This window comes from Paraburkholderia sp. BL17N1 (genome assembly GCF_003634175.1).
GTDB lineage: Bacteria > Pseudomonadota > Gammaproteobacteria > Burkholderiales > Burkholderiaceae > Paraburkholderia.
The window spans coordinates 638,571-650,399 of the sequence record NZ_RBIW01000003.1 but is presented as its reverse complement, the minus strand read 5'-3'; the positions used below and the strand labels follow the sequence as shown (position 1 = coordinate 650,399).

Genomic DNA, 11,829 nt, shown 5'->3' with positions numbered 1-11,829 from the left:
TACGATGGGGCAGGTATTGATCAAACACCGGCCGACCCCGCCGTACTTCCGGGCTCCGGCGCGGACAAACACGCCGAAATTAAATCATAACGACCGCTGTCCCCCAGAGCGACGGAGATCCCGCCACGCCGATCACTTCGCTGATGAGCGTCATCTAGGTGCGCAAGCCGACGTCGTTAATGTGACGCGACTGACCTGTGTGCGAGCCGCCGTACAGCGCGACACCCGGGCGCACTCAGTCACGAGAGCCGGGGATGCCATAGGACGGCCGCTGAATTCGCGAGACTTCGTTGACCCGGTATCCCGTCAGTCACAGAAACGGAGCGATTCATCTGCCATGCCACGTCGCCATCGTCAGCATTCGCGATGTGGCTCGTCAAGGCGACTGACTGCGGCGGCATCAATCTCTGAACGATCGGACGTGGCAGGGGAGGTGTTGAGGACTTGTTCGAAAAAGGAATGAATGCCCGCTGTTAAAGACCAATATTGTGGCCAATAGGCAGTGGTTTCACTATCATATCTATCTGCGCCCGTTTTTTTTGAATGTGTTCTTGTTGATTTACTAGGTTGAATTCTTGGCCGTTTGTCTGCCCCGCCAGCAGGCGAACACGCGGATTACGTGAGTGGCCCGAGTAGCCTGATTGAGCGCCGGCGCGCGGTCGCGGCGGATTACGACGTCATGTTTACCCGAATGTTTTAACCGGTTCTGGGGATGAATCCAATCCTTCTTATGTCGTGTTCGGTCAAGAATGTGATCGCATCCGCCGGGCGGGTCCGCCGCCTGCTTTGAGCGACTAAACTGGCTTCGGTCTTTCGAGGGGCGCTTCTCTCGAGCGAACCCCACCCCTCGATCTTTCAGCCCCCGCCCCCACGGGCGGCAGGTTCTTTTTCGTGGACTTCTTCACTGCCAGGCGGTATGGATGACGTTGAGAACAACTCGCGCGGAAAATCGCATGACGCTGTCGGGGAAAACATGCAGCTGCCGAACGTAGATAATTTCATCAAAAACCGGCAGCACGGCGTCACCTACAACATCTGCGCCTATCGCAGACTTTCAGGTCAGGAGATGACGCGCGCGATGCAAGTCTTCATTTAGCAACAGGGTGAGCGTCAACCGAAGCCAGGATCAGTCGTCAAGATCTTTTCGCTGGTCGGGCTGGATGACCGATAGTGGTGGTGATGCATCAGACGCCAATTGACGGACGTCGGGCACGGCTGCGATAACGCGCCGGACAGCACGCTGCGCCGTGACTTCGAAGCAGGTTTGGGCGGGAAGATACGCCGCGTCGTCGACGCAGTCTAATCCAACATATACAGCAGATCGGCGATGTTCGTGTTAGGCAATCGCTTCGCAACCATGTCCCAGAAGATCACGTCGTGCATCGCGCTGGCGTCTTCTGCCGTCTTCCACGCCCGCGCGCCGACGATCGAATCGGCCGTTTCGTGAGCTGCGGAAACAATTTTTTGAATGTCTTGTTTGTGCATGGACCCTGTTAACGGTCGTGCGCAAAGCTTTTTTAGCCCCTTGCCCAACCGTTTGCTAAATATTTTTATCCACCTCGCCTTCGCCTGCAACAATGCCTGTGCGGTGACCGAGTTGAACGGAGCGCGTTACATGATACCAGGGCTCTTCGTGCGCAAGGGAGGCAGGAAACCCTGGGCGGCCTCAAATCTGAAGTGCACACCGTCTCGTATAAGGTGTTGCGATGCACGAAAGAACTCAGTACCAGCAACTTCAACCGGAAGAGCGCCTCATCATTGCGAGCCTGCATCTGCAGGGTTCGAGTATCCGGGCCATGGCCCGGATACTCGGGCGCTCGCCGGCCACCGTTAGCCGTGAACTGACGCGAAACGGCTCTCCCGCAGGTTACGCATCGGTGCCGGCTGAAGCGCTTGGCGCCGCACGCCGCAGCGCGGGTCGCCGCCCCACAAAGCTTTGCCTCAGAGCGTCTGCTGGCGTATCGTTCTTACCCTGCTCGAGTGGAAATGGTCACCCCAGCAGATATCGGGCACACTCAGGCGTATGTATCCGACTGACCCGACCCAGCAGGTTTCGCACGAAACCATCTACACGGCCATTTACGCCCAGCCGCGCGGCGAACTGCGCCGACAACTCATTGCCTGCCTGCGCCATGGTCACGGCACGCGCAAGCCGCGTACGCGGCGCAAAGACCGGCGCCGAAATTACGGGCGACATTGACAGTTCACAAGGATTCGCTCACGGTTGCCTATGCGCTGGGCACAGGCGAGGTCGAACTGCTCGGCAAGATTGGCACAACGAAGACGGATACTGATCGGCTGTGTACGTGCCTGCAACCGAAGGCGCGGCACATCCGCATCGTCTACGAGGCGGGCCCGTGCGGCTATGGACTTTACCGTCAGCTAGTGCAGAAGGGATTCGACTGCTTGGTGTGCGCGCCGTCGCTGATTCCGAAAAAGCCGGGCGAGCGCGTCAAGACTGACCGGCGTGATGCGGTCAAGCTGGTGCGGTCGCTGCGCGCCGGCGACCTGTCAGCGGTGTACCTGCCAAGCGTGGAAGATGAAGCATTCCGCGATCTGGCTCGCGCGTGGGTAAGCGGCAAGGACGATCTTAAGTGTGCGCGGCAACAGCTGAAGGCCTTTCTGCTCCTGCATGGCGTGCGCTATGCAGGCCGCGCCGACTGGGGACCTGCGGATCGTCGCTGGCTCAGCGCCTACGCTTTCGACAGCGTCTGGCAGCAACTCGCGTTCGAGGAGTATCGGCGCACGATCGAGGATCGCCTGGCGCAATGCGACCGGCTGGAGGCCGCGTTGCGCCAGGCCGTCCTCCACTGGCGATTTTATCCTGCCGCGCTGGGCCTGCAGACGATGCGCGGCGTGCGGTTCACCACGGCAGTGGGCATGCTCGCCGAGCTCGGGGATCTGTCACGCTTAGCCCACCCGCGCCAGTGATGGCCTGGCTGGGGGTGACGCCATCCGAACACTCGTCAGGCGACAAGCGCCGTCAGGGCAGCATCTCACCGAGAATGGCAACAGCTATGCAAGAAAGTTGCTGTTGGAAGCGGCCTGGAGCTACCAGCATCCGGCCCGCGTGAGTCCCGAAATCCAGCGCCGCCACGAAGGCATCCCCAAGCGCATCGTTGACCGCGCCTGGGACGCGCAGATGCGCCTGTGCCGGCGCTACCGGAAGCTCGTCGCGCGCGGCAAGCAGAAGAATATTGCGGTGGTCGCGGTCCCTCGCGAACTCGCCGGTTTCATCTGGGACATCAGCCAGCTCGCCATGTCGCTCTCCGTACGGCCCGGGGTGTGCATGGCGTGACCCAACCCTTAAGCAACACGTAGATGAACCTCACCGCCCGAGCAAGAGTTTCCTGAAAGTGGCGTAGCCCGGCGCCCGAGCAACCCGCGAGACGGTTAGGCAACGGATTTGATTCGACTTGCGGCACTGATAGCGGCAGGCTCGCTGGGCGGACTTCTGTAATGCGGTAACCAACCCGCGGATATCAGATGATCCACCGTCGAGATTTACTGCTACGTCGCCCTCAGGAAATTCAGATGCAGCTCAAAACCGAAAACCGATCCCCTCTTGACAAGCGGAGTCATATCAACCGTTGGAACGGCACAATACGATCGTGCCACCCTCATCCATCGCAGCGGTCGTCAGCACGGCGTCGAAATCGGGCCGACTCTGTCCAGGCCCGCTCGCGAGCGGGCCTGGACAGCGCATCACTGCGCCAGCGTTGCAGCGTCCCCACTTCCCCGCCAACCTCACGTGCAAAGTTTTCTAGCGCCGCGCGCTCCGGTGGCGGCGATCGCGCAACCGCTCTGTCCTTGAATCCTTGTCCGTACTTTGCCAATTCGTTCTCTCATCATCGCCCCCGGCTCATCGATTTCTATGGGCGCGACAAGTATTCTGATGCGGGGAAGGGCAACACCTCGCTTAGAAGCTCTTTGACCCTTAAGTTTCGAGCAAGCGCGTGTATGGGCCAGCCCTCGCATATAAATGAATAATTATTCCCCGCTATACATTCCATCTCATTTTGGTCACGATTCTCATTTCCAAATATTATGGGATTCGCGGGCGCTATAATCAGAAGTCCAGCACCGCTATTGGCCGGCCCCCACTCAGTGCCCTAACGGCCAATGTGATGGCTAATTCGGCCATGTAATACTGACAAAAGAGTCAGACCTATAGCATGGACGAATAAGAAAAAATCAGAGTCTTGGGGACAAGACTTTGCAGACCACACATTTCTGGGGAAAGTAAATGGACTTGGTAGATACTCTACCGCGTGGCTCGCGGCAGAGTGCCGTGCCGATGCAAACGACCGCGCTGACTCGCGTCGACATCGCACTGTTCAATGGGTTTGCACTGCCTACGGTCGCAGCAATCATCGAGATCTTCCAGAAGGCAAATTCGCTCACCGCCGCGCAGCGATCGGGCCGCGCCTGCTACGACGTCTCGCTGCTTTCCGCCGCGGGCGGGCGCATCGCCAGTTCGTCATCTGTATTTGTCTGGACCGACGACGTCCAGTCGCACCGAGGCACGAACGAGACGCACCTGTTGTTCATTGCCGGCGGCGAGGGCGTACAGCAAGCATGCCGCGACGAGCGATTGAGCAACTGGCTGCGCCGCCGGCATCCGGTCAGCGAGATCGTGCATCCAATCGCGGAGGGCCAACTGCTGCTGCAAGCTGCCGGGTTGCCCAGTCGCTACTGCCCGCTTTTCTATGGCGGTAGCGAAGTGCAAGGCCTGCCTCCGGCGAGGTCGCTGACAGAATTGCCTGGTGCCGTATCCACGGCGTTACGCATTGTCGAAGAGGATCTCGGTGCCGATCTGGCACAGCAGGTCGCCGAATCGATCGCCCCGCAACCCACGACACCTTTCCGCTCGGCAGCCACGTTTGGCCTTGCGTCACAGGCCAGTGGCAAGATCTTGGCGTCGGCACGCTGGTTGGACGCGAACGTCGATCGTCCCATCTCAATCGACGATGCGGCGCAAGTCGCGGCGATGAGCGAGCGCAACTTCCTGCGCCGGTTCAAAAGCGAGATCGGCATGACGCCATCCGATTATCTGCTTCGCGCACGTTTGAACATGAGTTGCCGGATGCTCGTCGAATCGAGCCTGCCAGTCGACAAGGTCGCGCGCCGCTGCGGTATTGGAAGCGGCGGGCAGTTGTCGAAGCTGTTCAGAAAATATCTGGCGACGACGCCGACGGACTATCGGACGCGCAACCAGGTGGCACCGTAGAAGGCTTTCGGCAAAGGTGCCTGATCAGCGGCAGAAGCTGGATCCGGGGAGCACGGCCGCCATACCTGGCAGCGACATCGAACAGGCGGCGCCGGACGTGCTCAACATCGATGCGGGTGGCGGCGAAGCCGCGCCAATTCCCGGCACCATAAGGCAGGAGCGCAGCGCTGCGCGCTTTATCCATTCCAGGCTGACTCATCAACGCACGAGCCTGCATCGACGTCGCGCTGCCGAGCGCACCTACGGCGCCCGCAACGGCCAGCTGACTGGACAGCATCATCCGTGAAGGCGTGATCTGCGCTGTCGGCGACAGTGGGTCGACGGTCGACATGAGCTCACGCAAACGCCGGTCCGGATCGCTCGGGGCAATGAGCGCCATGTACGGATCGTTCGATTCCCGCCGACAATGCTTTTGTTGGTCGTTTGCAGAAGCGACGACGTCAATGCCGATCGCCGTGGAACGAAGGCAAACTGTCTCCGTCCTACCAGGAAATGCGTCAACGGATCGTTGAAGTCCATCGGATCGCAAAAATGTCTATATTTTCCAATCGTTAGCACCGAAGGGAATGTGTCACTAACGACAGGCTTTGCGATGCTTCCGTGGGCCGAGTGGTGTCCGTGTGCCCGCACATATGGCGATCGATCAACCGAGACGGGAGACGCAAAGCCTGCGGGCGTCACGCTCACTCAAGGCAACACTCAACATAGCGGCGTGTGAAAGCGCTGCGATGCGTTGGTTTCATTGGTACAGCGTTGCTCGGGGTCCATGTCCCACCATGACTCGCGCGGCAATATCCACAAAGAAAACGCGCCTCCGGCAGTTGAGCCTTGACAAAGATAAGCTGCCTCGCGACCGCAGCGCCGACATGATGATGCCAGCGTGCAATGATAGGCGGGACACAGACGCAAGCTCTCCAGTTGATGCACACCGCTGTGATAGCCATGTGCGAGATAGCAGTGACAGTAGCGAAACGTATCGCTATAACGTCGCCGGTTTTGTTGCAATAGGCCGGTCCCCTATGATGTACGGAATAATATAGACGACGGAAAGGCCATCAACGCCGAACGGGAAATGCCCATCAAGATCCGCCAGGTCAAATACCTGAACAACGTTGTCGAACAGGGCCATCGCTCCATCAAACGGATTGTCAAAGCGATGATGGCTTCAAGGATTTTCGTTGCGCCCGGATCATCCTGTCGGGCACCGAAGTGATGCATATGAGCAGGACGGGGCAGATGAAACCCGCTGGGATCCAGTTGACTGCTGCAGAGCAATTCTATTCGCTGGTCATCTAAGTCATCCTTATCATATCGGTACTTTCTCATCCTGCCATCCTTATCGCGACAAAGCCCGTTTTACCGAGCGTCTGCTCGACTCTGATACCCGCCTGCGCCTCAGCAGGAACCGGCAGGGTGGACCGCACCACCTAGGCAGCGTATTTGACCGAAGTATTCGTTATCGCGCAGGCACGGACTGCCGGTTGCGTCCTCGCAGAGCGCAGCGAGACCAACGCGAACGCCCTGGACACGAAAGATTCTCCGCACGGAGGTTCGTCGCTAACGCTTACCTACGCGGGCGGCGATGCCGACCGGTCACGCTACGCTGCAATCTGCGAGTCGGATCGCAGACCTTGCGGTTCGTCAAGTCTCGACGTGTTTTAACGTCTCCGGTATCGGGCGGGTCGGGCAATTGCGGTCAATCATGTTTGAGTGCCGAAACTCTGCGCAACTATCGATTGGCCTCTTCAGTGCGCGTCGGTGAACGTTATGACGTCGGCCAGAACCGGCGAGACCGTATTCTGCGCCGCCGAGAACGACTCGACGATCGTATCGTGACCGTAGCCCTGATATTTTTTCAGTTCGACGACGTCGTGATGCGCGCGCAGCGCGCCTGCGAAGCGATCACTGTTATGGGGATCGACATCGGTATCCGCCGTGCCGGTGGCGAGCAGCATCGGCGGCTCGTTTCCGGTGACGAATGCGATCGGCAGCGCGCGCTGGCGTAATGCTGCCGGAAAGATCTCGTCCATGTGAGGGTCGCTCGTCGGGATCGCGGCGTACGGACCCGCGAGTCCGATCATCCCGGACAGCGATGAATTCGACATGCCCTGCGCGGCCAGATAGCGCGGATCGGTCGCAAGCATCGCGGCGATATGCGCGCCGGAGGAATGTCCCATCACGAAAATGCGTCCGGAATCGCCCCCAAACTCGCGCACGTGGTCGTGCGTCCAGCGCACGGCGGCAGCAGGATCGTCGAGAAAGCGGGGGAAGACGGTCTCCGGATAGCTGCGGTAGTCCGCTGCGATCGTAACGATGCCTCGCGCGGCAAGCGCTTGCGCCACTCCGCGTGAATCCGAGCGGTCGCCACTCTGCCAGGCTCCGCCGTAGAAATAGACGACCACGGGGTGGTGGGTGCGGCTGCCGGGCTCGGGCATATATACGTCGAGCCGCTGGCAGGGTGCATTGCCGTAGGCGATACCGCCCGGCTCGTCGTGTTTGCGCGCCCGACAAGCGATCACGCCGGCCGCGCATGCGGTCAGTGACAGTGAAATGAAGCTTCGTCGCGCCATTACATGCATGTTGCAATCTGCGGTCGTTATCGAAAATCAAGGCTGCGGCGCGCTCTTCGCAGCGACAGTCCTGCGGTTGCGGATCAACGCGGCATAGGTCTTCGCGCGTGCCCGTGAGTGACGCATCGTCGAGCGGATGGAGCACGGCGTGCGATCTGACCTCAGGACCCGCGCCTGAGCGACGCCAATCGGCAAACGACGCGCCCTGTTCATTATTATCGCGCCAGGCACGTAAGACACGCGATTCGACAGGTGAGGGCAAGCCGTGGGCCGACCCGATCAGGACGCGGTCGATCTGCTTACCCGTTATTGAACAACACCTGCAACTTGCAGTACGTGCGGAAGACATCGTTCGCAACAGTGAGGTCCAGTGGACCAATAGGTCAAAGGCGGCCTCTCTTTATCCGGAATCGAACGCGCGCGTCTGTGAAGAAATCCACGGGCCTGACAACCGATTGCCTTCAGAAGGCGGTTGCTCTCCCGTAAAGGCTCACCTTGCGGTCCCACTTGAACGAACTAATGCAACTAACGGTCTGTCGCCGTCGCGTGCCCGCCACACCGCAAACACGGTCTTCCATGAGGCTCGCACTGGGCTACACGGCAGGTCGCCTGTGCGACCACGTGGGAAGCGCTCGAAGCGCAATTCTGGTTCCCCGCCGGTGCTGACCAGGTCCGCATGCTTAAGGCTTTTGCTGACGGACGGCGCAGTTTTATCGCGGTCGCCGAAGGAAAAGTCCGTTCGCGTCCGGGCCAAGTGGTCAGACTCACGGCCAACGATTTCCTGATCAAACCTTGCGTTGCCGCCGGGCGGGGGGGAATAGTGGCGCCGGTCGACCTCTCGCCGTCACCGTCCGGGTCGCGTCGAGCGTTACCGGTCAATCCGGTGTTTTCTCGTCGGTCTCGCGATGCTGGAGATGGTCGCGGAGGTGCAGATACTGACTGGTTGTCGTCAGTGACGCATGCCCGAGATTATCGCGCACGAGTCGCAGATCGAGTTGCTGATCCGCCATATGTGACCCTGCCCTATGACGTAGCCAGTGCACCGATCCCTGCTCGAGGCGGTCTGCGCGCTGCGCATGGTCGTCGCCACGCGAACGCGACGAGTCTGCGGCGCCGCTGAAGACGTGCTTCACGATCCGGTGAAACGCGGCGCGCGCGTGTGGTTTGAATGACTGGCCGACCGGCAGCACGAGCGGGGTGTCTCTCCCGGCGGCACCTCGAGGGCGAAGTGGCACTCGCCGCCTTGCAGGTGCGGCCCCTCACACTTGGCTCGCACCGTGCTGGCGATCGCCCGCTCAGCAGACCGGAACCCTCACATTCCGCAGTGTTGATGCCGACTGTCACGCCGCGCCACTGCGGCTGGGGGGCCGTCTGGGTATTCGCCAGCGAAACGGTCGCGGCCCTTTGAGTCCTGGTGGCGCGTTCCGGCACCGCTCGCGCCGATGACCGAGGCGCGCTACAGGACGGGTGGACTGGATGCCGCGTGGCAGCTGCTCGCGGAACCGGCGAGTAAATCGCGATCTCGGACGTGCCCGGGGGCGCTCCATTGCAGTGCTTTCTGGTCGCACGAACCGGGCTGAGCATTCGCAATATTTGCTGCCGCGGGGAGTCACGCGGGGTCGTAGGGTTAGTCTGAACAAAGATCCCCACGGCGCACAGTTTGGGAATGAGTATAGGCCTGAATCTGAACGACGTTGGCAAACGCTTCTGCAACATCCTCAATGCTTGACGCAAATCGACTCGCGAAATTCAGTCTTGAATCGGGCGATATAGAGAGAGTGCCTTTCGCGTAAGGTCGAGATTTGCTGCGCGTTGAATCCCACCAGAGAGAACATTCCGTGATGGCGCGCGATAAAGGCACATCGGTTGGAATTCAGTCGGTCACGAAGCAGTTCAGCCAGATCTTTTCAGGTTGCCGACGATGCGTTGGCGCTTTGCTCCAGTTCGCTCGACCATGACGACTTCCTCGCAAAGCCTCAGGCTGCGAACGCGCTCTGCCAGCCGGTATTTCGGCGGCACATTGTGAGAAATGCCGCATGCGAATCAAACGGCAGGACTGCCCAGCGAATCGCGCCCGGTCGCTGCCCACTTCGTCGCGACTTTGTGGGTGCGATCGACACGTCGCGCCGGGTGCGCTGCGGGCCGAGGTCGAAGGGGAAAGCCATTGCGAGTATGGCCGCAAGGCGAACGCCGCGCTCTCGCTATCTCGCACTGAAGTCATCGGGGCGGCTGTTGAACATCTCGCGAGTTATCCAGCTATAATTCGTCCGTTCACCAAACGCTCCTTGTAACCTCGAATCTGTGTCTTCCAGACGAAACAAAACCCGCAGTGCCCGCGGCCATAGACCGTTGACCAAGGCGCTTTTGTTGCCAATGGATCGCGCGTCGGCGAGCGAGCAGTCGCTTGCCATTCATCTTGCTCTCGTTGCGTGTCGGAGCGGTCACGGAAATGGACACCTGATCAATGAATTGATGCGCGCGGTGTATCTGGGCTGGTTCCTGCAGCGTGCTGGATTTGGAAGTCGCCCCGTGGAGCAGTTCAGGATCGCCGAGTACGCCGTTGAAGCGACTTTGGCACGTGCTCACGAGTGTGGCGAGTGGCATTTGCCCGGCGAGACGATTGATGACTTCGAAGCGCTTGTTGCCCTTTATGATTCGCAACTGGCCAGTGTACCGCTGCACGAAGTACTTGCGGCAGAGCGGAAGCTGAGAGCGTTCCTCGCGGGGAACGCCAGTTCGCCAATCTCCATGAACGCCTGATCTGACATAGACGCCGGGGTCGTTGGACATTTTTCAAGGCGGCCTGTGGCTCAATGCGACCGCCGGGGCTGCGCTCCGTGACTCCGGCTTCAATGGTTAAGCTCCCTGGAATCGCTTTCTGGGAGGAAACTGCGCTTCCCAGTTCACCCTATGTTGGTTCACGGTTTCACGATGATGCCTGTCCTTGTCCTCATACAGGGTCCCTCTCAATTATGGGAGACTTTCCTGCGGCCCTGACCCGGTTTTACCGGTAAGCCGGAATATGGTTGCATCAGCCTCCAGCGCCCGGTGCGTTTCGACGACTCAGGTGACATTGCACTGCCTGCCGAGTGGTTGGCGCCTTACATTCCACGCCAAACCGCACACCGATTGCGCAGGCTGAGAGCCGCACATTACCGGGCCAGACGAAAACGTCGAGCTGCCGCGGCCCGTCGTTTTTTGAACCCACTGCGACCGCATTTTCATTTGCGCCGCGGCCGGCGAATTGCTGTTCAAAATGCCGAAATCCTCCAATGGCGGCGCACCCGGCAAATGAGAGGGTCGTGCCTCACAGTCGACTATCTTTCTTCTGTTTTGAGCAGCGGGTCGGGCAGAAAAAAGCCCGTGCGTTCCCAGGCTGACTCCATATCAGGAGGGGACACGGAAGAGGTGGAATTCAGTTTAAAGCCATGCCCGGCAGCATTAGAGTCCGTCGGCGACGTAATTGATCGCGGCGAGCTTTATACGCTGTAGCTGTCGTTGTTTGTCGCGCCGGTCAATGCAAACTGCCCGAAGCCGTCGTCATCGGTTAGCGAGACGCCTGACGCACGACTGCGGTCAAACGCGGCGGAGAAGGTATCTTCGGCGCTACGCAACTGTGCGAAGGCGGCGACGTCGCCGCACGCACCGGCCACCAGCCCGCTCAGGATCATCGCCTGGCAAAGTGTCGACTGCGTTTAGCTTGCCTTGCCGCGCTGCATGGCATCGAGCGCGACATGAACTGGCACGCAAAGACGGTTCACATCGGTACGCCGCATCGGTAACAGAATGTCTCGCTCTGGCGTGCACGTGCGGACGCGGGCGGCCTTGTAATCGGGATTATCCTGACCACAGGAAAGGTGAGGGTTTGCGGGAGTGGGAAGGCCTGTGCATAAAGGTGCAGCCGCGAATGTTTCAAGCGCACGTAGCGTTGGCCAAGTTGTACGCACTGGTCCGAACTAACCGAAAAAACGAAAAAAACGCGCAACGGGCTATATGTTTGGCAGTATTGCGCAACGGGATCCGGGGATC

Annotated in this window: 7 protein-coding genes and 6 pseudogenes; 8 read left to right on the top strand and 5 right to left on the bottom strand. The window is 59.8% G+C overall.

From position 1 onward, the window contains the following. Positions 1-157 precede the first annotated feature (157 nt). Positions 158-371, bottom strand: a pseudogene (locus B0G82_RS41295) (alanine racemase); the annotation flags it as partial. 545 nt (positions 372-916) lie between these two features. Here B0G82_RS41295 and B0G82_RS40985 point away from each other — a divergent pair. Next, on the top strand, positions 917-1,096 hold the full coding sequence (locus B0G82_RS40985) for a hypothetical protein (RefSeq protein ID WP_241975143.1): 180 nt from the start codon (positions 917-919) through the stop codon (positions 1,094-1,096). Positions 1,097-1,299: 203 nt separating this feature from the next. On the opposite strand, the gene B0G82_RS38915 is transcribed toward B0G82_RS40985, so the two are convergent. After that, entirely contained in the window at positions 1,300-1,578 is a 279-nt protein-coding gene (locus tag B0G82_RS38915; RefSeq protein WP_241975142.1) for a hypothetical protein, read from the bottom strand. Between the two features lie 128 nt (positions 1,579-1,706). On the opposite strand from B0G82_RS38915, the pseudogene B0G82_RS40980 reads away from it, so the two are divergent. The 3 pseudogenes from B0G82_RS40980 to B0G82_RS38905 all read left to right on the top strand — a co-directional run. Further along, positions 1,707-1,793, top strand: a pseudogene (locus B0G82_RS40980) (hypothetical protein); the annotation flags it as partial. A 182-nt stretch (positions 1,794-1,975) separates the two neighbouring features. Continuing rightward, positions 1,976-2,179, top strand: a pseudogene (locus B0G82_RS40975) (IS30 family transposase); the annotation flags it as partial. A 17-nt stretch (positions 2,180-2,196) separates the two neighbouring features. Next, positions 2,197-3,298, top strand: a pseudogene (locus B0G82_RS38905) (IS110 family transposase). A gap of 321 nt (positions 3,299-3,619) precedes the next feature. On the opposite strand, the pseudogene B0G82_RS40970 reads toward B0G82_RS38905, so the two are convergent. Further along, positions 3,620-3,836 (bottom strand): annotated as a pseudogene (locus B0G82_RS40970) (IS3 family transposase); the annotation flags it as partial. Between the two features lie 410 nt (positions 3,837-4,246). Between B0G82_RS40970 and B0G82_RS38900 the strand changes: the two are divergent. From B0G82_RS38900 to B0G82_RS40270, 3 genes and pseudogenes are all read left to right on the top strand, one after another. After that, on the top strand, positions 4,247-5,230 hold the full coding sequence (locus tag B0G82_RS38900) for a helix-turn-helix domain-containing protein (protein ID WP_121311475.1): 984 nt from the start codon (positions 4,247-4,249) through the stop codon (positions 5,228-5,230). Between the two features lie 97 nt (positions 5,231-5,327). After that, on the top strand, positions 5,328-5,516 hold the full coding sequence (locus B0G82_RS38895) for a hypothetical protein (protein ID WP_158608239.1): 189 nt from the start codon (positions 5,328-5,330) through the stop codon (positions 5,514-5,516). 762 nt (positions 5,517-6,278) lie between these two features. After that, a pseudogene (locus B0G82_RS40270) lies at positions 6,279-6,526 on the top strand (DDE-type integrase/transposase/recombinase); the annotation flags it as partial. A 449-nt stretch (positions 6,527-6,975) separates the two neighbouring features. On the opposite strand, the gene B0G82_RS38880 reads toward B0G82_RS40270, so the two are convergent. Together B0G82_RS38880 and B0G82_RS38875 are read right to left on the bottom strand one after the other, a co-directional pair. After that, positions 6,976-7,800: an alpha/beta hydrolase gene (locus tag B0G82_RS38880; RefSeq protein WP_121311473.1), complete on the bottom strand. Its 825-nt coding sequence runs from the start codon at positions 7,798-7,800 to the stop codon at positions 6,976-6,978. Positions 7,801-8,675: 875 nt separating this feature from the next. Then, positions 8,676-8,990, bottom strand: coding sequence for a tyrosine-type recombinase/integrase (locus B0G82_RS38875; RefSeq protein WP_347237589.1), 315 nt, complete (start codon positions 8,988-8,990; stop codon positions 8,676-8,678). 1,159 nt (positions 8,991-10,149) lie between these two features. Here B0G82_RS38875 and B0G82_RS38870 point away from each other — a divergent pair. Continuing rightward, the gene (locus B0G82_RS38870) at positions 10,150-10,560 is read left to right on the top strand and encodes a hypothetical protein (RefSeq protein ID WP_241975141.1); all 411 of its coding nucleotides are present in this window, start codon (positions 10,150-10,152) and stop codon (positions 10,558-10,560) included. The last annotated feature ends 1,269 nt before the right edge of the window (positions 10,561-11,829 follow it).

Bases quoted from the DNA above. Each gene is read 5' to 3' on its own strand.
- B0G82_RS38880 (WP_121311473.1), bottom strand. From the start codon at position 7,800: ATGGCGCGACGAAGCTTCATTTCACTGTCACTGACCGCATGCGCGGCC.
- B0G82_RS40985 (WP_241975143.1), top strand. From the start codon at position 917: ATGGATGACGTTGAGAACAACTCGCGCGGAAAATCGCATGACGCTGTC.
- B0G82_RS38900 (WP_121311475.1), top strand. From the start codon at position 4,247: ATGGACTTGGTAGATACTCTACCGCGTGGCTCGCGGCAGAGTGCCGTG.